We start from the raw sequence: 19,637 nt of genomic DNA, 5'->3' as shown, positions 1-19,637 counted from the left end.
CTGAGAGCGCTCTCCCTAGAGAGGAGAGCCATGCCGAACTCGGCGATCGCCGGCGTGCGGGAGCTGCCGGCGCCGGAGCGCGAGTTACCCGGGGTGGTGTACGTCCGCTGCCCGCACCCGCTGACGGGTCCGTGGGCCGCGGTCGTCGAGTGCATCGTGGAGACGCTCGATCGCCACGGGTTCGTGGTCCGGTTCGGCCGCGGCGCGCCGCCGGAGGACGCGGACCTGCGCGGCGCGATCCTGATCGGGGCCTCGAGCCCGGCGCCGTGCCCGTCCGTGGTCATCGACGACGACCGGCCGGCCGAGGCGAGCCTGGGCGCATCGGCCGCGACCGCACTGCTCGGCGCGCTCGCCTGACCGCCCCCGCACCGTCGGCAAGGCGGCCGCGGCCGTCGCTGCTCGGCGCGCTCACCTGATCGCCGCCGCACCGGCAGCAAGACGGCCCGGCACCACGAGGTGCCGGGCCGCCGTTGCGAGGGCCGGTGTGTGGTCGCCTAATGGCGAGTGGCGCGACGCGGCTCCAGCCGAACGGTATTCCGCGAAGGCAATGTGATTGAGGCCCTGGGACACAGTCACACCGACGCTCTACGTAACGATGCCCGGCCCATCGCGATTCCACCGGCCGGTGTGACGCCGGTCACGAGGTCGGGCGGGGGGCGGGCGGATCGCCGGGCCAGGTCCAGCCGGCGATCTCGGGCAGGTCCTCGCCGTGGTCGCGGGTATAGCTGCGGGCCTCCAGCCGGGCGTCCGCCATCTCCTGGCGCAGCGGCGCCGCCCGCACCGCCAGGCCCGGCACGCGGTCGACCACGTCGATGACGAGCCGGTACCGGTCGAGGTTGTTGAGCATCACCATGTCGAACGGCGTGGTCGTGGTGCCGTTCTCCTGGTACCCGTGGACGTGCAGGTGCTCGTGGTTGCCGCGCGCGTACGTCAGCCGGTGGATGAGCCACGGGTAGCCGTGGAACGCGAAGATCACCGGCCGGTCGGCGGTGAACATGGCGTCGAACTCGCGGTCCGGCAGCCCGTGCGGGTGCCGCGAGTCGGGCAGCAGGCGCATCAGGTCGACCACGTTGACGACGCGGACGCGCAGGTCCGGCAGCCGCTCGCGCAGGATCGCGGCGGCCGCCAGCGTCTCCAGCGTCGGGATGTCGCCGGCACAGGCCAGGACCACGTCGGGCTCCGCGTCCGCGACGCCCACGGGCTCGGTGCCGGCCCACGACCAGATGCCCAGCCCGCGGGCGCAGTGCAGGGCGGCGTCCTCGGCCGAGAGGTACGACAGCGCGGGCTGCTTCCCGGCGACCACGACGTTGACGTAGTGACGGCTGCGCAGGCAGTGGTCGTAGGTGCACAGCAGCGTGTTCGCGTCCGGCGGCAGGTAGACCCGGACCACCTCCGGCTTCTTGTTCAGCACCACGTCGAGGAAGCCCGGGTCCTGGTGCGTGAAGCCGTTGTGGTCCTGGCGCCACACGTGCGAGGACAGCAGATAGTTCAGCGACGCCAGCGGCCGCCGCCACGGGATGCGGGCCGCCGACTCCAGCCACTTCGCGTGCTGGTTGAGCATGGCGTCGACGATGTGGATGAACGCCTCGTAGCAGGTGAACAGGCCGTGCCGGCCGGTGAGCAGGTACCCCTCCAGCAGCCCCTGGCAGACGTGCTCGGACAGCAGCTCGACGACCCGCCCGGCCGGGTCGAGCCGGTCGTCGCCGGGCTCGTCGAGCGCGTTCCACCGGCGACCGGTCACCTCCAGCACGTCCTGCAGGCGGTTGCTGGCCAGTTCGTCCGGGGCCGTGATCAGGAACGAGTCCGGGTTGATCGCCACCACATCGCGCAGCCAGCGGCCGAGCACCCGGGTCGCCTCGTGCGCGATCGTGCCCGGGTTCGGCACCTCCACGGCGTACCGCCGCCAGGCCGGCAGTTCGAGGTCCTTGCGCAGCAGCCCGCCGTTCGTGTGGGGGTTGGCGCTCATGCGCCGGTCGCCGACCGGGTTCGAGTCGAGCAGCGCCGGCACCGGGCGCCCGTCCGCGTCGAACAGCTCCTCGGGGCGGTACGAGCGCATCCAGCGCTCCAGCGCCCGCAGGTGTTCGGGATCGGTGCGCACGCCCGGCAGCGGCACCTGGTGGGCGCGGAAGGTGCCCTCCACCGGCTGGCCGTCGACCTCGACCGGGCCGGTCCAGCCCTTGGGCGTGCGCAGGACCACCATCGGCCACCGCACCGGCCGGACCAGGTCGCCGCCGTCGCGGGCGACCTCCTGGATCTCCCGGATCGTGTCGGCGGCGCGGTCGAGGACACCGGCAAGTTGCTGATGGACGTCGGCCGGGTCGTCGCCCGCCACGAGCGCCGGGTCGTACCCGTAGCCACGCAGCAGCGCCACCAGATCGTCCTCGGGAATGCGGGCCAGCATCGCCGGATTCGCGATCTTGTACCCGTTGAGGTGCAGGATCGGCACCACCGCGCCGTCGTGGGCCGGGTCCAGCAGCTTGCCGACATGCCAGCTGGCGGCCAGGGGACCGGTCTCGGCCTCGCCGTCGCCGACGACGCAGAACGCGACGAGGCCCGGGTTGTCCAGCACGGCCCCGAACGCGTGCAGCAGCGAGTACCCCAGCTCCCCGCCCTCGTGGAAGGAGCCGGGTGTCTCCGGGGCCGCATGGCTGGGCACGCCGCCGGGGAAGGAGAACTGCCGGAAGAAGCGCCGCAGCCCCTCGGAGTCCTGGCTGATGTGGCTGTACAGCTCGCTGTATGTGCCCTCGAGCCAGGCGGCCGCGTTGGGGCCGGGCCCGCCGTGGCCCGGTCCCGCGACGAACACCGCGTCGAGGTCCCGCTCGCGCACGAGCCGGGTCGCGTGGGCCCAGACGAGGTTCAGTCCCGGCGTCGTGCCCCAGTGGCCCAGCAGCCGCGGCTTGATGTGCTCCGGGCGCAGCGGCTCGCGCAGCAGCGGGTTGTCCAGCAGATAGATCTGGCCCACGGACAGGTAGTTGGCGGCCCGCCACCAGGCGTCCAGCCGTTCCAGCCGGTCGCGGTCGAGCACGCCCTGGGCCGGGCCGAGCGGCGCGGGGCCCTCGACGATGGTCGGACCGGCGGTCGTAGTCGTCATACGGCCGCCGCTACCCCGACATGTGCCGTGTAGACCGCGATCCGCTCGCTCCGCGCGGGAGGCGTCCGGCCGGCCTCGGGCTGCACGACGACGTGGCCGTGCAGGCGCGGGAGCGATGAGGAGGACTCAGAAGGTTTCCCCGGCCGGGCGCCCGCGCAGCGACCCGGCCAGCGGCACACCGGCGAGCAGGCACAGCGCCGCGCCGCTGGTCAGGGCCGTGCGCACGTCCTCGGCGCCGGCCCCGTCGCGCAGCGCCACGCCCGCGAGCGCCGCCCCGAGCCCCGCCCCCAGCAGCCGGCCCGCGGAGATCAGCGCCGACACGCGTCCGTGATGCCGCTGCGGTACCGCATTGAGCCCGGCCCGCGACACCCCCGCGAACAGGGGGCCGAGCCCGAGGCCGAGCAGGACGGCGAGGGGCAGCGCGCCGAGGCCGTGCAGGGGCGCGTTCGTGAGGCCGTAGCAGCCCAGGCCCGCGCCCGCCACCGCGAACCCGCCGAGCAGCACCGGGCGCTCCCCGCGCGCGTCGATCAGCCGCCCCGCCACGGGCCCGACCGCCCCGACGCACACCGCGATCGCCATCGGCGCGGCGGCCGCGAGCAGCGGGCTGTAGCCGGCGGAGTCCTGCAGGTACTGCTCGATGACGAAGAACACCCCGATCATCACGAGGAAGCTCAGCCCCGCGGCGGCCACGGCGACGAGCACGGCGCGGCGGCGCAGCACCCCGGCCGCCGGCTCGGCCCCGGCGTCGGGCGCGCGGCCCGGGACCAGGCGGGCGACCGCGACGGCCGCGGCGGCCGCGAGGGGCAGCAGCGCCCACCAGGCCGCCCGCCAGCCGAAGGCGGTGGTGAGCAGCCCGCCGAGCAGCGGCCCGGCGATGTTGGCGACCCCGGCCGCGGCGCCCCAGATGCCCAGCGCGGTGCCGCGGCGCTCCGGCGGGAAGCCGCTCACCGCCCCCGACAGCGCCGCCGGGCTCGCCAGCCCCGCGCCCATGCCCTGCAGCGCCCGCGACGCCACGAGCACCGTGAAGCTCGGGGCCAGCGCGCCGAGCAGGGCCCCGGCCGCGAACAGCGCGAGCCCGGCCAGCGCGGCCCGGCGTCCCCCGAACCGGTCGACGAGCCGGCCGCCGGGCAGCAGCAGGAGCGCGAACGCCAGGAAGTACACGGTGATGACCCAGCCGAGCGGCTGCGGGGCCGTGCGCAGCGACCGCCCGACGTCCGGCAGCGCGACCGCGACGAGGGTGCCATCGATCTGCAGCAGCGCCGCGAGGCCGCTGCAAGCGGCGAGGGTGCGCCAGGCTCCGCGCGGCACGGTCCCCGGGTCGCGCGGCATTGCGCCAGCATAGAGGCCCGTCCGGTGGGATGGTGAGGGGCTGAGTGTGCTCGCCCCGCCGGTGCGCAGGTCGGCGGCACCGGCCCGCCGCCGAGGCCCCGCCGGCGTCCTCACGGTTGGCGCTGAGGGCCCGCGCCTCTTAAGGGATTCTTAGACCTGCGCAGGCCAGTTCACAGGATCGTCGCCGATGGTTACGGTCATGACGACGACCCTCGCCTCACCGGCCCGCGCCGTGCGCGCCGCCACCCCCCGATGGTGGGCCGACGCCGGTGGTGCGGCCGCGTGGGTGAGCCTGCTCGTGGTGACCGCGCTATGGGTCGCGGGCGGCGGGGTGCAGGCCGCGGCCGAGTCGTGGACGGACTCGCTCGGCCGGCTCACCGGGCTGCTCGCCTCGGACCTGCTGTTGCTGCAGGTGCTGCTGATGGCCCGGGTGCCGGTGGTCGAGCGGGCGTTCGGGCAGGACCGCCTGGCCCGCTGGCACCGCTGGACCGGGTTCACCTCGTTCCACCTCATGCTCGCGCACATCGTGCTCATCACGATCGGCTACGCGGGCGACGCGCACGTCAACGTGCTCGCCGAGCTGTGGGACCTGGTCGTCGACTACCCGGGGATGCTGCTGGCCACCGCGGGAACCCTGCTGCTCGTGCTCGTCGTGGTGACGTCGATGCGGGCGGCCCGGCGGCGGCTGCGCTACGAGTCGTGGCATCTGCTGCACCTGTACGCGTACCTCGGCGTCGGCCTGGCCCTGCCGCACCAGATCTGGACGGGCACCGACTTCGTCTCCTCGCCGTGGTCGCGGGCCTACTGGTGGACGCTCTACGCGGTCTCGGCCGGCGCCGTCGTGCTCTACCGCCTCGGGCTGCCCGCGTGGCGCAACTGGCGGCACCGGCTCGTCGTCGACCGGGTCGTCCCCGAGGGCCCGGGCCTGACCTCGGTGTACCTGCGCGGCCGGGACCTCGCCGAGCTGCCGGTGCGGGCCGGGCAGTTCTTCCAGTGGCGGTTCCTCGAAGGGCCCGGCTGGTCCCGCTCCCACCCGTACTCCCTGTCGGCGACCCCGCACACCGGCGTGCTGCGCATCACCGTCAAGGACCTCGGCGACGGCAGCGCCCGCGTCGCCGGGCTGCGGCCGGGCACCCGCGCGCTCATCGAGGGCCCCTACGGCAAGCTGACCGGGGAGCGGTACACCGGCGGCCCGGTCGTCATGCTGGCCTGCGGCATCGGCGTCACCCCGCTGCTGGCCCTCCTCGGCGAGCTGCCCTACGCCCCCGGGCAGGCCACCCTGGTCTACCGGGCCCGCAGCGAGGCCGAGCTCGCCTTCCGGGCCGAGCTCGACTGGCTGGCCCGCCACCGCGGCGTCCGGATCGTGTACCTGCTCGGCCCCCGCGCCCACGAGACCTCGTGGCTGCCGGCCGGCGCCCCGCCCCTGCACCACCTCGCGCCGCAGATCGCCGGCGCGCGGGTCTACGTCTGCGGCCCCGACGCCTGGACCGGGGCCGCGACGACCGCGGCCCGCGGTGCCGGAGCCGGTCCCATCCACACCGAACAGTTCGCCTGGTAGGAGCCTTCCTTGCGACGCATCACCCTCTGGCTGCTCTCCACCCTCGCGGCCGTCGTGCTGCTCTTCAGCTACCGCACGAGCCTCGGCTCCACCACCACCGCGGCCACGCCGGCCACCGCGGCCGGCACCACGTCCTCGTCCACCACCGGCACCGGCACCGGCACCGGCACCGGCACCGGCACCGGCACCGGTTCGGGGTCGGGGTCGGGGGACGGCACCGCGAGCGGGACGACCTACCAGGGCTCGGTGGCGCCGACCCGGTGGGGCGACGTCCAGGTCAGCATCACCGTCGCGGGCGGGAAGATCACCGCCGTGTCGGTGCCCGTCTACCCGAACGGCAACGGCAAGGACCGGCAGATCAACGCGCGTGCCCTGCCGACCCTGGTCCAGGAGACCATCGCCGCCCAGAGCGCCGACATCGACACCGTCTCCGGCGCCACGGTCACCAGCGACGGCTACAAGGAGTCGCTGCAGGCCGCCCTCGACGCCGCCCACCTGAACGCATGAGCACCGCGACCCTCCCGCGGCGTGCGTGGGTCCAGCAGATCATGGGCCTGCCGGTCAGCATCCACGTGCGCGGCGACGACCCGGACGGGGCCGAGGTCCGGGCCGGTGTCGAGGCCGTCTTCGCCGACCTGCGCCACGCCGACGCGGTCTTCAGCCCGTACCGCGACGACAGCGACCTGAACCGCTGGGCCCGCGGCGAGCTCGCGGCCGGCGCGGCGGACCCGGCGTTCGGCGAGGTCCTCGCGCTGTGCGAGCGGGCGCGGGAGCGCACGGGCGGCTGGTTCGACCCGCGCGGGCTGCCCGACCCGCGCACCGGCACGCCCCGCTTCGACCCGTCCGGCCTGGTGAAGGGCTGGGCCGTGCAGCGCGCGGCCGAGCGGTTGCGGCGGCTGCGGCGGCACTCCTGGTGCCTCAACGCCGGCGGCGACGTCCTCGTGCACGCCGAGGACGACCACCCGGCGTGGCGGGTCGGCATCGAGCACCCCGACGACCGCGCCCGCCTGCTGCACGTGCTCGAGCGCCGCGACGGCGCCGTGGCCACCTCCGGCACCGCCCACCGCGGCCACCACATCGTCGACCCCACCACGGGCCGGCCGGCGTCGGCGGTCCGCGCGGTGACGGTGACGGGCCCGGAGTTGCTGTGGGCCGACGTCTACGCGACCGCCGCGGTGGCCCGCGGCCCCGGCAGCCTGCCCTGGCTCGGCACGCTGGAGGGCCACGCGGCCCTGCTCGTCTCGGCGTCCGGCCTCGTGCGGGTGACCGAGCACTGGCCGGCCCCGGCCGCGTAGGCCCGCGTCGCGCCTTATCGCACCATCGCGACCAGCATGACCAGGTTCACCAGGACGTGGGCGAGCACCGCGGCCGGCAGCCCGCGCGGGCGCCCGGCCGCGACCGCGAGCGGGAGCGCGAACACCGCGACGGTGAGCCAGGTCCAGGGCTGCCACAGGTGGTACGCCGCGAAGAGCGCCGCGTTCGCCGGTGCCGCGAGCGCGGGCCGGGCCGGCAGGCGCGGCAGGAGATAGCCGCGGAAGTACACCTCCTCGGCCACCGGGCCGACGAGCACGAAGCACACCACCCAGCCGGTCACGGTCACCGCGACCTGCCAGCCGGGCCGCGCGGTGTCCACCGTCAGCGGCCACCACGGCGCCGGCTCCAGCCACTGCACGAGCCCCGGCAGCAGCGCGGCGGCCGCGATCGTCGCCGGCAGCACCCGCCACGACACCGCGAACGCGGGGCGCACCGAGCGGGCCAGATACAGCTCGACCGGAGCCAGGACGAGCAGCACCGCGGCGAACATGCCCCACACGAGCGGCAGCCCGGCGGCGGCCAGCACCGGGGCGAGGGCGGCGAACACGAGGGCGCCGGCGGCGCCCGGCAGCAGGTGCAGGGCGATGGCGCGCGGCCACGACAGCGGTGTCAGAGGTGTCATGGCCCGAAACGGTGTCGCCTACCCTGCTCAACATGACAGGCCCGGATTCGAGTAGGCGTGAGGTGCTCACCGTCGCGGACGCGGCGGCCGCGCGGATGGTGCTCCAGCCGCAGCGGCGCCGGTTCCTGGAGCCGTTCCTCGCGCGGCCGTGCACGCCCGGGGAGGCCGCCCGGGCGCTCGGGGTGCCGGTCGAGCAGGTGGCGTACCGCGTGCAGGCCATGCTGCGCGCCGGGCTGCTGCGCGCGGCCGGCACGCGGGCCCGAGCCGGCCGCGCGGTCACCGCGTATCGGGCCCCGGACGAGGTGCGGGCGCCGCTCATGGTGCTGCCCGACGGCGACGTGCGGGACTTCTTCCGGCTGGTCGACGAGCCGATGCGGGAGACGTTCCTCGCCGCACTGGCCGGACTGGCGAGCCGGGCCGGGCTCGGCGACTGGGTGGTCCGGTTGTACCGCGACGACGCCGGTCGCATCCGCCTGGACCTCGCCCCCGATGGCGGCGACTGGGACCCGGCCGCGCTGCTGGGCCCGGACCGGCCCGCCGTCATGTTCAACTGGGTGCCGCTGCGCCTGACGCACGACGATGCCAAGGCCCTGCAGGGAGAGCTCATGGCCGTGCTCGGCCGCTGGGCGGGCGCGGTCCCGGCCGACGGCGAGGCACCCACGCATCAGCTCGGGCTGTTCCTCACCCCGATCCCGGGCCGGTGAGGGTCAGCCGCCGTGGCTGGTCGAGGTCGCGGTCGGGGTGGTGCCGTCGCAGGTGACCGTCACGTCGATCGACCGGTTGCCGTGCGTGAACGCGGCCACCGCCGCGACCGCCGGGCCGGCGTTGACCCAGTCGACCCGGTACGGCGAGGTCGGCGACCACGACGTGAGCTCGGCCTGGCCCGACGGCGTGCACCGGGCCTGGACGATGCCACCCTCGGACGTGAACGTGCGCGGCGGCCCGGGCACCGCCTCGGGCGAGGCCGTCCCCGTCCCCGTCCCCGTCGGCGTTGCCGGAGGCGCGGCCGCGGATGCCGGGGCCGGGCCGGTCGTCGTCACCGGCCGGGCCGAGGGGACGGCCGCCGCGGGTGCCGAGGACGGCTCCGCCGGCGGCGTGCTGCCCGGCGCCGTCGTCGGTTCGAGCGACGGGGCCGGTTGCGCCGCGGCGGGCACCTGCTGGTCCGAGGCCGGGAACAGCGCCCAGGCGAGCAGGCCGGCCGCGGCCGCGCCACCCAGGACGACGAGCAGGGCGCGCCGGCGCGGCGGCGGGGTGCCGGCCGGGGCAGCCGGCGGATCGTAGGTCGCGAGGAAGGTGGCCACCTCGGCGGCGGTGGGGCGGTCGGCGGGGTCCTTGGCCAGGCAGCGCAGGCACAGGTGGGCGACCTCCGGCCGTACGCCGTCCAGCTTCGGCAGCGGCGGCGGCTCGGCGAAGAGGTGGGCGTCGAGGGTCTCCGTGGGCCGCGACATGGACCAGGGCAGGCGACCGGCGAGCAGCTTGTAGAGGAGCATGCCCAGGGAGTACACGTCGGATGCCGGGGTGATCGGGTCGCCGACGATGCGTTCCGGGGCGAGGTAGGCCGGGGTGCCCAGGAGCTGCTCGTCCGGGTCGCCGGAGTCGGCGGTCGCGGCGATGCCGAAGTCGACCACCTTCGCGCCGGTCGGGGCGAGGATGACGTTGGCCGGCTTCACGTCGCGGTGGACCAGGCCCGCGGCGTGCGCGGCGGCCAGGCCGGCGGCGACCTCGGCACAGATCCGCAGGGCCTCGGCGGGGGACAGCGGCTCGGCGGCGACCCGTTGATCCAGGGGCAGGCCGGGCACGAGCTCCATGACGATGTACGGCGTGCGGAGCCCGCCCTCGACGGTCTCCCCGAAGTCGTGGACCTGGGCGATGTTCGGATGCGACAGCGCCGCGGCCGCCTGCGCCTCCACCCGGCTGCGCAGCCGGAACGCCGGGTCGCTCGCGTACCGGCCGGACAGCAGCTTCACCGCCACGTCCCGGGCCAGCACCTCGTCCCGGGCCCGCCAGACCGTCGACACGCCGCCGACGCCCAGGATGTCGTCGAGCCGGTACCGCCCGCCCAGGACCCGCACTTGCATCGACGTAGTTTTGCATCCGATCACGCGACGCGCGACTCGGCAGCGGCGCCGGCGGTCCGCGGCAACGCTCCTACCAGGCAATGCTCGGCCAAATTTCGTTGCTTGCGCACAACGATCGCGCTCGCGGCCGGGCCCGCCGCCGCCCGGGCCGATACGATCAGGCCGCCCGGGCTCGCGAACGCCGGATGACCAGCAGCTCGACCACGAGCAGGTTCACGACCCAGCCCAGCGTCTGACCGATCGGGATCATCGCCGGTGCGCGCTCGCCGATCTCGCCCGCCGTGGCGCCGCCGAACGGGATCTGGGCGAGCAGCAGCAGCGGTACGAGCAGCCGGGACGTGACGGCGAGGAACGTCAGCGCGTAGTTGCGCAGCATCCAGGCCCGGTGGGCGGTGAAGTCGCGCCGCCGGGCCGCCCGGTAGGCGAGGACGCCCGTGACCAGCCACAGCACCGCCGCGGTGGTCAGGCCGGCCTGCGTGACGGGCCGCCCCGACCAGATCGCGACCGGGACGGCGGCGATCGCCGAGGGCAGCACCCCGGCGAGCAGGTAGACCCGTCCGAGCGTCCGGTGCAGCCGCCGGCGCGCCCGTACCGCCGGCATGAACTGCAGCGGCCCGATCACGAGCGCCACCGCCGCCGTGAAGATGTGCACGACGAGCACGGCGTAGTGCGGGCCGCCGCGCACGTCGAGGCGGCCGTCGGCGGGGTCGAGGCTCAGGTACGGCCACGCGAGCACCACCGCGAACCCGATCGCGACGACGAGCAGCCCGAGGAGCGTGCGGCGGCGCCGGAGCGCTTGATCTGTCACGGTCCGATCATCGGACGGCGGCCCGGCATCGAGCGTCGCCTCAGCGTCGGTGCGGACGTACGCAAATCTGCGTACCGCGAACTCCGCCCGCCGGGGGCCGCGCCGTCACTCGCCGGTCGCGCCGTCGATCGACTCGCGGAGCAGGTCGGCGTGCCCGTTGTGCCGCGCGTACTCCTCGATCATGTGGCACAGGATCCAGCGCAGGCTCGGACTGCGCCCATCGGCCCAGGGCCGGGCCGCCACCCGCCCGAGCCCGCCGTCGCGCAGGGCGGCGGCGGTCCGCTCGCGCGCCTCGGCCACGCTGGACCGCCAGAGCCGCCGCAGCTCCTCGGGGCCGTCCCCGGCCGCCGAGTGCCACTCCCAGTCCGGGTCGGCCGCCCAGTCCACGCCGGCCCAGGGCTCGGGGCGCTCCTCGCCGTCCAGCCGGTACGCGAACCAGTCGTCCTCGACGTACGCGAGGTGCTTGAGCAGCCCGCCGAGCGTCATCGGGGAGGCCCCCACGGTCGCCCGGAGCGCGTCCGCGCCGAGCCCGGAGCACTTCCACGCGAGCGTCGCGCGCTGGTAGTCGAGGAACCCCAGCAGCGTCGCGGCCTCGTCCCCGTCCGGCGGCGGCTCCGGCCGTCCGTGCTCGTCCATCCGACGAGTATCGCGCCCGAACGGCCCGGGCGTGGGCCCGGTGCCGCGGTGCGCCCAGGTTAGGCTACCCTCACTCCGGTGACCGCCCCGCTGCACGCCTCCGGCATCCTGCGCCGGGCGCTCGCCCGCAACCGCCGCCACCTCGGCCTCGGCACGCTGCTCTACTGCGGCCACCAGCTGTGCGAGTCGATGGTGCCGATCCTCATCGGCGTCGGCATCGACCGCGCGGTGGCCCCCGGCGACGGCCGAGCCCTGATCGCCTGGATCGGCGCCCTGGCCGTCCTCTTCGGGCTGCTGACGCTGGCGTACCGCTTCGGCGGCCGCCACCTCATGCGCGCCATCACCGACGAGGCGTACCTCCTGCGCGACGAGCTCGCCGCGAAGATCCTGCACCCGCGCGGCATCCGCACCCCGCTGCGCGCCGGGGAACTGCTTACCGTCGCGTCCACCGACGCCGACAACGTCTCCTACCTGCTCGACTACGCGCCCCGCGTCGCCGGCGCCGTGACCGCGACGCTGATCAGCGCCGTCGCGCTCGTCGCCGTCGACTGGCGCCTCGGGGTCGCCGTGCTCGGCGGCACGCCCGTCGTGCTCGGCCTGCTGCAGCTCGCCGGCCCGCGCATCGCCCGCCGCGTCGAGGCCCAGCAGGACCTCGCCGGCCGGGCCTCGTCGCTGGCCACGGACCTCGTCACGGGCCTGCGCCCGCTGCGCGGCATCGGGGCCGAGGGCGCCGCGGCCCGCCGCTACCGGGAGGTCAGCCGCGCCTCCCTGGCCGCGTCGCTGCGCGCGGCCCGGACCCAGGGCACGTACCTGGCCGCCTCCACCGCCACCAGCGGCCTGCTCGCCGGCGGGGTGGCCGTGCTCGCGGGCTGGTTCGCGCTCACCGGCCGGATCACCGTCGGCGAGCTCATCGCCGTCATCGGCCTCGCCCAGTTCCTCATGGAGCCGCTGGGCATGCTCGCCATCGTGCCGAGCTGGATCGCGGAAGCCCGCGGCTCGGCCGAGCGGGTCGCGCTGGTGCTCAACGCGCCCGAGGTGCGGCCGGAGCCCACCCGCGCGCCGGCCGGCGACGACGTCACGCTCGAGCTGGCCGGGGTGCGCCACGGCCCCCTCGACGGGCTGGACCTGCTCGTGCGGCCCGGCGAGTTCGTGGGCGTCGTGGCCTACCGGCCGGCCGACGCGGAGGCGCTGATCGGGCTGCTCGCGGGGCGGGTCGCGCCCGGGGAGTTCGACGGGGAGGTGCGGCTCGGGGGAGTACCGCTGCATGAGCTGAACTCCGCACGGGAGCTGCTGCACGTCGAGCCGCACCACACCGACCTCTTCGCCGGCACGCTCGCCGAGAACCTCGCACCCGGCGGCGCCGACCCGGACGCGCTCGCCGCCGCGCTGCGGGCCTCGGCCGCCGACGAGGTCCTCGCCGCCCACCCGGCCGGCATCGAGCACGCCATCGACGAGCGCGGCGCCGGGCTGTCCGGCGGCCAGCGGCAGCGGATCGCCCTGGCCCGGGCCCTGCTCGCCCGGCCGCCGGTCCTCGTCCTGCACGACCCGACCACCGCCGTGGACGCCGTCACCGAACAGTCCGTCGCGCTCGGCGTGCGAGCCTTGCGCCGGGGCCTGACGACGCTCGTGGTCACCAGCAGCCCCGCTCTGCTCGCCGTCGCCGACCGGGTCGTGGTCCTCGACGCGGGCCGCGTTCACGCCGCGGGCACCCACGCCGCCCTGGGCGCGGCCGAGCCGTCCTACGCGCGGGCGGTGCTGCGGTGACGCTGCCGATCGCCTCGGCCCGGGGCAGCGAGCCGTCCTGCGTGCGGGCGGTGCTGCGGTGACGCTGCCGATCGCCTCGGTCCGGGGCAGCGAGCCGTCCTGCGCGCGGGCGGTGCTGCGGTGACGCTCCCGATCGCCTCGGCGCGGGACACCTGGCGCCGGATCCGCGGCGCCGGTCGGCCGGCCTGCGCGCGGACGGTGCTGCGGTGATGCTCCCGATCGCCTCGGCCCGGGGCACCTGGCGCTGGGTCCGCGGCGAGCTCGGCCGGCGGCGGCTCGAGGTCGCCGGCACCCTCGCCGTCGGGCTGGTCGGGGCGGCCGCCGCGATCGTGCCGGTCTCCGCGCTCGGCGTGCTCGTCGACCGCGTCCGGGCCGGCGCCTCCCCGTCGGCCCTCGCCGCCATCGGGGCGGTCATCGGCGCCGCCGCGCTCGCCGCCGGGCTCACGGCCGGGCTCGCCGCGTACCTCGTCGCGCGGACGGGCGGCCGGCTGCTGGCCACCCTGCGCGAGGCCACCGTCGAGCGGGCGCTGCGGCTGCCGTCCGCGACGCTCGAACGCGCGGGCCGCGGCGACCTGCTCGCCCGGGTCGGCCCCGACGTGGCGGCCGTGCACCGCGTGGTGTCCGAGATCCTCCCGACCATGATCTCCTCCGTGCTCCTGGCGGTCCTCAGCCTCGCCACGATGGCCGGGATCGACTGGCGCCTGGGCCTGGCCGCCGCCGTTTCGCTGCCCTTGTACGTCCTGGGCCTGCGCTGGTACCTCCCGCGCTCGGCCCCGGGCTACCGGCAGCAGCGCATCGCGATCGCCGACCGCGCCCGGCTGCTGGTCGAGAGCATGCTCGGCCGGCCGACGGTGCACGCGTACCGGCTCGAGGAGCGCCACCGCCGCGGCATCGACGCGGCCTCGGCCCGGGCGCGCGACGTCGAGTACTCGGTGTTCAAGCTCTTCACGCGGCTCGTCGGGCGCGTCAACCGGGCCGAGTTCGCGGGGGTCCTGGCGATCGTCGTCGCCGGCTACCTCCTGGTGCGCGCCGGCCACGTGACCGTCGGCGAGACCGCGGCCGCGGCCGTGCTCTTCCACCGCCTGTTCAACCCGATCGGCGGCCTGCTCTTCAGCGCCGCCGACATCCAGGCGGCGGGCGCGGCCCTGGCCCGGCTGGTCGGCGTGCTCGAAGTCCCTGCGGCCCACACTGCCGACGCTGACGCCCGAGCTGTCGACATTGACGCTGGCGCTGTTGACGTTGACGCCCGTGTTGCTGACGTTGACGCGCGCACGGTTGCGGTTGACGCCCGCACCGTTCACGTTGACGCCTGCGACGTTGACGCTCGCGCCGCTGGCGTTGACGTTGACGCTCGCGCTGCTGACGTTGACGTTGACGCTCGCGCTGCTGACGTTGACGTTGACGCTCGCGCTGCTGACGTTGACGTTGACGCTCGCGCTGCTGACGTTGACGTTGACGCTCGCGCTGCTGACGTTGACGTTGACGCTCGCGCTGCTGACGTTGACGATCTGGATTGTCGTCATGTCGAGATTGTCAATGTTGATTTTCGTCAAGTCGGGTTGATGCTGCGCGACGTCACGTTCGCGTACGACGACGGCACCGATGTCCTGCACGGCGTCACGTTGCATGTGGCCCCCGGCACCCGCGTCGCGCTCGTCGGGTCGACGGGTGCGGGCAAGTCGACGCTGGCCGCGATCGCCGCCGGGCTGCTGCACCCGCGCTCCGGCATCGTCACCGTCGGCGGCCGGCCGCCCAGCACCGCCCGGGTCGCGGTCGTCACCCAGGAGACGCACGTCTTCGCCGGCCCGCTGGTCGAGGACCTGCGCCTGGCCCGCCCGGGCGCGACCGACGCCGAGGTGTCGGCGGCGCTGGCCACCGTCGACGCGCTGGGCTGGGCCCGCGACCTGCCCGAGGGCCTGCGTACCGTCGTCGGCGAGGGCGGCCATCCGCTCACCGCCGCTCAGGCTCAGCAGCTGGCCCTCGCCCGGGTCGTACTCGCGGACCCGCCCGTCGCCGTGCTGGACGAGGCCACCGCGGAGGCGGGCAGCCTCGGCGCCCGTCACCTGGAGACCTCGGCCCTGGCCGCGACCGCGGGCCGCGCGACGCTCGTCGTCGCGCACCGCCTGACCCAGGCCGCGACCGCCGACCGCATCGTGGTGCTCGACGGCGGGCGGGTCGCCGAGGAGGGCACCCACGCCGAGCTGGTCGCGGCCGACGGCGCGTACGCGCGCCTTTGGCGAGCCTGGGAGACCCGCTGACGAGGAGGGCACCCACGCCGCCGAGCTGGTCGCGGCCGACGGCGCGTACGCGCGCCTCTGGCGAGCCTGGGAGACCCGCTGACGAGGAGGGCACCCGCGCGTCGAGCTGGCCGCGGCCGAGGGCGCCTACGCGCACCTTGACGAGCCTGGAAGTCCCGACGACCCGGGCGGGTCGTCAGGGAGGGCGCGTACGCGAGCCTGGGAGACCCCGCTGGCCCGGGGAGGGCGCCCAGGCCGAGTCTGGGCGCGGCCGACGGCGCGCACGCCAGCCTGGGACAGCCGCTGACCCGACCGGCGAAACGATGCTCCGGCTCGCCGGCGGCCCCCGGAAACCCGCACGCAGCGCGATCGGATGTTTACCGATCTCGGGATGCGATAAATGGACTCTGGTGTTCCGGTGTTCCGTCGTCGAGGACTATCCGCTCGCGATCCTCAAGCCCAGCGGGCTCCTCGAGCGCGCCACCGCCCCGCGGCTGCGGCAAGCGCTGCACAAGGCGCTCACCGTCCGGCCCGAGGTCGTGCTGCTCGACGCGGAGCGGCTGCGGGCCGTGGACGATCTCGAGCTCTCGGTGTTCGCGGTGCTCCGGCGCAGCTGCGAGGGGGCCGGCGTGGCGCTTGTCGTGTGCGGGGCGCCGCCCGAGCTGGCCGCCCGGCTCGCCCGCGTGGCGGTGTGCCGGCAGCTGGCAACGGCGCCGTCCGTCGGGGCGGCGGTGGACGGGCGCGCCGGTCGGATGGCGCCGTCGCGCCGCCATGCGTTCCTGCTCCCGCTGTCCTCGTCGGTGGCGCAGGCCCGGGCCGTCGCCGAGGACGCCTGCGCCGCGTGGGGCGTGGCCGAGATCGCCGGGCCGGTGGTCATGGTCACCGGGGAGCTGGTCACGAACGCGGTCCGGCACGCGGGGACCGAGATCGGGTTCTCCGTCGAGCTCGGCCGCTACTACGTGGTCGTCGCCGTGCGCGACGGCAGCCCGACGCTCCCGCGGCTGCGCGACCCGGACCTCGAGACGGGCGGGCACGGGCTGCTCATCGTCGAGGGCATGAGCGCCTCCTGGGGCAGCGCGCCGACGGTCACCGGCAAGATCGTGTGGGCCACCGTACGGCGGCCGACGAAAATTGATTGATTCGCCTGCAACGGGGTATGGGGCTCGCCGTCACACCACTTGATCAATTTGCGGGAGCCCTCGTGTCCTATATCGTCCAGTCCGACAGCATCCTGGCGAACACCGCCGCCGAACTGCTCGCCCGGCACGCCGCCGGGGCCGCCAACGGCATGTGCCGGGCCTGCGGCTCGCCCGCTCCCTGCCCGGCGGCCCGCCACGCGGACTCCGTCCTGGCGGCCGTGCCCGCCATGGAGCGGGTGGCGGAAGCCGCCTGAGGACAGGTCGGGACTGCGGCGAAAAGCTGGCGGCCGTGCCCGCCATGGACCGGGTGGCCGAAGCCGCCTGAGGACGAAAAAATACCGGCGGCGGAAGCCGCCTGACGACGGTCCGGGACGAGGCTAGGAACCGGCCACGCGCAGCAGGGCCTCGGCGATGAAGAGGTCCTGCAGGGCGATGCCCGAGCTGTCGAAGACCGTGATGTCCTCCGGCTCCACGCGGCCGATCGCCCGGCCCGTGAGCACGTCGCCGATCGCGGTGACGTCCAGCCCCGCGGCGTGCTGGAACTCGCCGATGCGGCGGGACTGGGCGGGCAGGTCACAGTACAGCCGCGCGTTGTGCAGCAGCGAGGGCGGGAGCTCCTGCTTGCCGACGGCGTCGGAGCCCATGCTCGCCACGTGCGTGCCGGGGCGCACCCACTCCGCGTCGAAGAGCGGGGCGGTCGCCGTCGTGGCCGTGACGATGATGTCGGCGCCGAGGCACGCCTCGCGGGCCGGCGTCACGGTGCCCGGCAGCCCGCGCGCGGCCAGGCGCTCGACGAATGCGGCGCCGCGCTCGGGGGTGCGGGCCACGACCAGGATCGACGCGATCGGCCGCACGCGCGCGAGGGCGGCGCACTCGTAGAGGGCCTGGTGGCCGGTGCCGAACACGGCCAGGGTCGCGGCGTCGGCGCGGGCCAGGACGCTCGCGGCGACCGCGTCGGCGGCGGCCGTGCGGTAGGCGTTGACGGTCCCCGCCTCCACGACGGCGGCGATGCGCCCGGCGTCCTGGTCGAACAGCAGCACCACCGAGTTGTGGCGCGGCTCGCTGTCCGGCCAGTAGCTGCCCACCTTCAGGCCCGCCAGGGTCTGCGACGCGGCCGACTTGACCGTGAACCGGTTGCGCGGGTCGGAACCGTGCGCCAGTACCGCCGGAAACACCTCGGCCCGGTCGTCGACCGCGGCGACGAGCGCCTCGCGGGCCGCCGCGAACGCGAGGTCCTCGTCGATCAGGGCGGCGGACTCCGCCTCGGACAGGAAGATCACGGTCACCATCCTCGCACTCGGGGCCACTGGGCCTGGATCGTCCGCGAGCCGGGCTCGAGGACGTGGTACCGCTCGTGCTGCGCCGCCGTCGCGCAGGCGTGGATCGGCAGGATGCGCACCCGCGCGCCGACCGGGATACCGGGCAGCTTCGCGGCGCTGTCCGGGCGGATGGCGAGGATCCCGTGCTCCTGGCTCGCGTCGGTCATGAGCAGGTCCTCGTAGGGGTTGCCGTCGAGATCGGCGACGAGGCCGTACGCCTGGTCGACCCGCTGCCGCGCCGTGCCGCGGTCGCGCGAGGTGGCCATCCAGCCGCCGTCGGTGAGAATCCAGCCCTTGTCCGGCTGGTGGCCGATGACGGTGACGACGACGGAGAGCGCGAGATCCGCGTGGGTGCACACCCCGATGCCGGCCATCACGAGGTCGAAGAAGACGAAGTTGCCGGCCCGGACCTCGGTGACGCCGCGCAGGTCGGTCGCGAAGTGCGCGGTCGGGGTCGAGCCCACGCTCACCACGGGCGCCGCGAACCCCGCCACCCGCAGGCGTCCGGCCGCCTCGACGGCGACCGCCCGCTCGTGCTCGGCCGCGGCCCGCAACTGCTCGTCGCCGTCGGCGAAGTAGGACTCGCCGGCGTGGGTCAGGACCCCGCGGGGCTCGCCGAGGGTCTTCGCGATGTCCAGCAGCGCCGGGTCGTCCGGCCGCACCCCGCCGCGGTGCCCGTCGCAGTCGACCTCGATCAGCGCGGGGAGCCCGGCCACGGCCGACGCCTGCTCGACGCTGTCCAGCAGCACGGTGACGTCGACCCCGCTCGCCCGCAGCGCCCGCACCCGGTCGAGCTTGTGCGGCGCGATGCCGACGGCGTAGAGGATGTCGGTGAAGCCGGCCGCGGCGAACGCCTCGGCCTCCGCGAGCGTCGACACGGTGACCGGCCCCGGCCCCCCGCCGTGCACCATGCGCGCGACCTCGACCGACTTCGCCGTTTTCACGTGCGGCCGCAACGGTACGCCGAGCCGCTCCAGATGCGTGCGCAGCCGCCGCACGTTCGCCTCGACGCGGTGCGGGTCGAGGGCCGCGAACGGGGTCTCGGGATCGTCCAATGTGGTCACTGCTGGGCCTCTCTGCGGCACTCGGCCAGATCTGCGTACACGGCGGAGCGGGACACCCCGAGCCGGTCGGCGACGCGCGGGACGGCGTTGCGCACGCGGAACACGCCCCGCTCGTCCAGCGCGCGCAGCAGGGCGATGCGCTCGCCGCGCCCGAGCCCGGCCGCGGGCCGGCCGCGCGCGAGCTCCTCCGCGCGGACGAGCGCGTCGACGACGTCCTCGAAGTCGTTGGTGAACGTGGTCGCCGGCGCCTGCGGCGGCAGGACCCCGGCCAGGGCGGCCAGCAGATCCCCGGCCTGCCGCAGGGCGGTCACGTCCACGTTCACGCACAGGGCCCCGAACACGCGCCCGTCCCCGTCGCGCAACGGCATCGTCGAGGACTTCACGATCCGGCCGTCCGCGGTGCGCGAGACGTAGTTGAGGTCGTTCCCGGCCGCGTCGCCCTGGGCGAGCACGGCCAGCCCGATCTCGCTCAGCGCCCCGCCGACGGCACGACCGGTGACGCTCCCGGCGACGGCGACGACGGACCGCTCGCCGAGCCGGTAGTCGTGCAGCACGACCTCGCACGTCGGCCCGAACGTGGCGGCGATGCCGTCCACGACCGGCCGCAGCGCGCTCAGAATCGCGTCCGCACCCTCCGTCACGCCGCCTATAGTAAACGTCCAGTGGCTGGACAGAAAG

18 protein-coding genes are annotated in these 19,637 nt (G+C 75.4%); 9 read left to right on the top strand and 9 right to left on the bottom strand.

The window, feature by feature from the left end; all coding sequences use genetic code 11:
• Positions 1-30: 30 nt before the first annotated feature.
• Positions 31-357 (top strand): hypothetical protein, encoded by a 327-nt coding sequence (locus AC6JBM_RS17580; RefSeq protein ID WP_497984660.1) that lies wholly within the window; start codon positions 31-33, stop codon positions 355-357.
• Positions 358-637: 280 nt separating this feature from the next.
• Here AC6JBM_RS17580 and AC6JBM_RS17575 read toward each other — a convergent pair whose 3' ends face one another.
• Together AC6JBM_RS17575 and AC6JBM_RS17570 are read right to left on the bottom strand one after the other, a co-directional pair.
• Entirely contained in the window at positions 638-3,091 is a 2,454-nt protein-coding gene (locus AC6JBM_RS17575; RefSeq protein WP_497984659.1) for a phosphoketolase family protein, read from the bottom strand.
• Positions 3,092-3,217: 126 nt separating this feature from the next.
• Positions 3,218-4,420 (bottom strand): MFS transporter, encoded by a 1,203-nt coding sequence (locus AC6JBM_RS17570; protein WP_497984658.1) that lies wholly within the window; start codon positions 4,418-4,420, stop codon positions 3,218-3,220.
• 199 nt (positions 4,421-4,619) lie between these two features.
• Between AC6JBM_RS17570 and AC6JBM_RS17565 the strand changes: the two genes are divergently transcribed.
• Genes AC6JBM_RS17565 through AC6JBM_RS17555 form a run of 3 tightly spaced genes read left to right on the top strand, consistent with a single transcriptional unit; the run spans position 4,620 to position 7,273 of the window.
• Entirely contained in the window at positions 4,620-5,978 is a 1,359-nt protein-coding gene (locus AC6JBM_RS17565) for a ferredoxin reductase family protein (protein ID WP_497984657.1), read from the top strand.
• 9 nt (positions 5,979-5,987) lie between these two features.
• Positions 5,988-6,485, top strand: coding sequence for an FMN-binding protein (locus AC6JBM_RS17560; RefSeq protein WP_497984656.1), 498 nt, complete (start codon positions 5,988-5,990; stop codon positions 6,483-6,485).
• Positions 6,482-7,273: an FAD:protein FMN transferase gene (locus AC6JBM_RS17555; RefSeq protein ID WP_497984655.1), complete on the top strand. Its 792-nt coding sequence runs from the start codon at positions 6,482-6,484 to the stop codon at positions 7,271-7,273. Before AC6JBM_RS17560 ends, AC6JBM_RS17555 begins: the two co-directional genes overlap by 4 nt.
• A gap of 14 nt (positions 7,274-7,287) precedes the next feature.
• Here the strand turns inward: AC6JBM_RS17555 and AC6JBM_RS17550 are convergent, their stop codons facing one another.
• Positions 7,288-7,914, bottom strand: coding sequence for a CPBP family glutamic-type intramembrane protease (locus AC6JBM_RS17550; RefSeq protein WP_497984654.1), 627 nt, complete (start codon positions 7,912-7,914; stop codon positions 7,288-7,290).
• Positions 7,915-7,946: 32 nt separating this feature from the next.
• Between AC6JBM_RS17550 and AC6JBM_RS17545 the strand changes: the two genes are divergently transcribed.
• Positions 7,947-8,618, top strand: coding sequence for a helix-turn-helix domain-containing protein (locus AC6JBM_RS17545; RefSeq protein ID WP_497984653.1), 672 nt, complete (start codon positions 7,947-7,949; stop codon positions 8,616-8,618).
• Between the two features lie 3 nt (positions 8,619-8,621).
• On the opposite strand, the gene AC6JBM_RS17540 is transcribed toward AC6JBM_RS17545, so the two are convergent.
• The 3 genes from AC6JBM_RS17540 to AC6JBM_RS17530 all read right to left on the bottom strand — a co-directional run bounded on the left by AC6JBM_RS17540 (position 8,622) and on the right by AC6JBM_RS17530 (position 11,436).
• Complete coding sequence (locus tag AC6JBM_RS17540; RefSeq protein ID WP_497984652.1) at positions 8,622-9,992, bottom strand: serine/threonine-protein kinase; 1,371 nt, start codon at positions 9,990-9,992, stop codon at positions 8,622-8,624.
• Positions 9,993-10,149: 157 nt separating this feature from the next.
• Positions 10,150-10,800, bottom strand: coding sequence for a DUF2306 domain-containing protein (locus AC6JBM_RS17535; RefSeq protein WP_497984651.1), 651 nt, complete (start codon positions 10,798-10,800; stop codon positions 10,150-10,152).
• 105 nt (positions 10,801-10,905) lie between these two features.
• Positions 10,906-11,436: a DinB family protein gene (locus AC6JBM_RS17530; RefSeq protein WP_497984650.1), complete on the bottom strand. Its 531-nt coding sequence runs from the start codon at positions 11,434-11,436 to the stop codon at positions 10,906-10,908.
• Between the two features lie 78 nt (positions 11,437-11,514).
• Between AC6JBM_RS17530 and AC6JBM_RS17525 the strand changes: the two genes are divergently transcribed.
• The 4 genes from AC6JBM_RS17525 to AC6JBM_RS17510 all read left to right on the top strand — a co-directional run bounded on the left by AC6JBM_RS17525 (position 11,515) and on the right by AC6JBM_RS17510 (position 16,830).
• Complete coding sequence (locus AC6JBM_RS17525; RefSeq protein WP_497984649.1) at positions 11,515-13,200, top strand: ABC transporter ATP-binding protein; 1,686 nt, start codon at positions 11,515-11,517, stop codon at positions 13,198-13,200.
• 206 nt (positions 13,201-13,406) lie between these two features.
• Positions 13,407-15,458 (top strand): ABC transporter ATP-binding protein, encoded by a 2,052-nt coding sequence (locus tag AC6JBM_RS17520; protein WP_497984648.1) that lies wholly within the window; start codon positions 13,407-13,409, stop codon positions 15,456-15,458.
• A gap of 389 nt (positions 15,459-15,847) precedes the next feature.
• A complete protein-coding gene (locus AC6JBM_RS17515; protein WP_497984647.1) occupies positions 15,848-16,576 on the top strand; it encodes an ATP-binding protein in 729 nt (242 codons plus the stop codon).
• A gap of 62 nt (positions 16,577-16,638) precedes the next feature.
• A complete protein-coding gene (locus tag AC6JBM_RS17510; protein WP_350617764.1) occupies positions 16,639-16,830 on the top strand; it encodes a hypothetical protein in 192 nt (63 codons plus the stop codon).
• A gap of 123 nt (positions 16,831-16,953) precedes the next feature.
• Here the strand turns inward: AC6JBM_RS17510 and AC6JBM_RS17505 are convergent, their stop codons facing one another.
• From AC6JBM_RS17505 to AC6JBM_RS17495, 3 genes are read right to left on the bottom strand one after another with little or no spacing between them, the layout of a single operon-like run.
• Entirely contained in the window at positions 16,954-17,856 is a 903-nt protein-coding gene (locus tag AC6JBM_RS17505; protein ID WP_497984646.1) for an ornithine cyclodeaminase family protein, read from the bottom strand.
• Between the two features lie 2 nt (positions 17,857-17,858).
• Entirely contained in the window at positions 17,859-18,959 is a 1,101-nt protein-coding gene (locus tag AC6JBM_RS17500) for an alanine racemase (RefSeq protein WP_497984645.1), read from the bottom strand.
• The gene (locus AC6JBM_RS17495; RefSeq protein WP_350617767.1) at positions 18,956-19,600 is read right to left on the bottom strand and encodes a helix-turn-helix transcriptional regulator; all 645 of its coding nucleotides are present in this window, start codon (positions 19,598-19,600) and stop codon (positions 18,956-18,958) included. The genes AC6JBM_RS17500 and AC6JBM_RS17495 overlap by 4 nt, the downstream gene beginning before the upstream one ends.
• Between the last annotated feature and the right edge of the window lie 37 nt (positions 19,601-19,637).

It is taken from the genome of Dactylosporangium thailandense (assembly GCF_059739745.1).
The sequence above is the reverse complement of the archived record's forward strand: the minus strand, read 5'-3'. Positions and strand labels throughout refer to the sequence as shown.

What these genes read in the sequence shown, in the direction of transcription:
- AC6JBM_RS17580 (WP_497984660.1), top strand. Translation starts at nt 31, where the DNA reads ATGCCGAACTCGGCGATCGCCGGCGTGCGGGAGCTGCCGGCGCCGGAG.
- AC6JBM_RS17575 (WP_497984659.1), bottom strand. Translation starts at nt 3,091, where the DNA reads ATGACGACTACGACCGCCGGTCCGACCATCGTCGAGGGCCCCGCGCCG.
- AC6JBM_RS17570 (WP_497984658.1), bottom strand. Translation starts at nt 4,420, where the DNA reads ATGCCGCGCGACCCGGGGACCGTGCCGCGCGGAGCCTGGCGCACCCTC.
- AC6JBM_RS17565 (WP_497984657.1), top strand. Translation starts at nt 4,620, where the DNA reads ATGACGACGACCCTCGCCTCACCGGCCCGCGCCGTGCGCGCCGCCACC.
- AC6JBM_RS17555 (WP_497984655.1), top strand. Translation starts at nt 6,482, where the DNA reads ATGAGCACCGCGACCCTCCCGCGGCGTGCGTGGGTCCAGCAGATCATG.
- AC6JBM_RS17550 (WP_497984654.1), bottom strand. Translation starts at nt 7,914, where the DNA reads ATGACACCTCTGACACCGCTGTCGTGGCCGCGCGCCATCGCCCTGCAC.
- AC6JBM_RS17545 (WP_497984653.1), top strand. Translation starts at nt 7,947, where the DNA reads ATGACAGGCCCGGATTCGAGTAGGCGTGAGGTGCTCACCGTCGCGGAC.
- AC6JBM_RS17540 (WP_497984652.1), bottom strand. Translation starts at nt 9,992, where the DNA reads ATGCAAGTGCGGGTCCTGGGCGGGCGGTACCGGCTCGACGACATCCTG.
- AC6JBM_RS17530 (WP_497984650.1), bottom strand. Translation starts at nt 11,436, where the DNA reads ATGGACGAGCACGGACGGCCGGAGCCGCCGCCGGACGGGGACGAGGCC.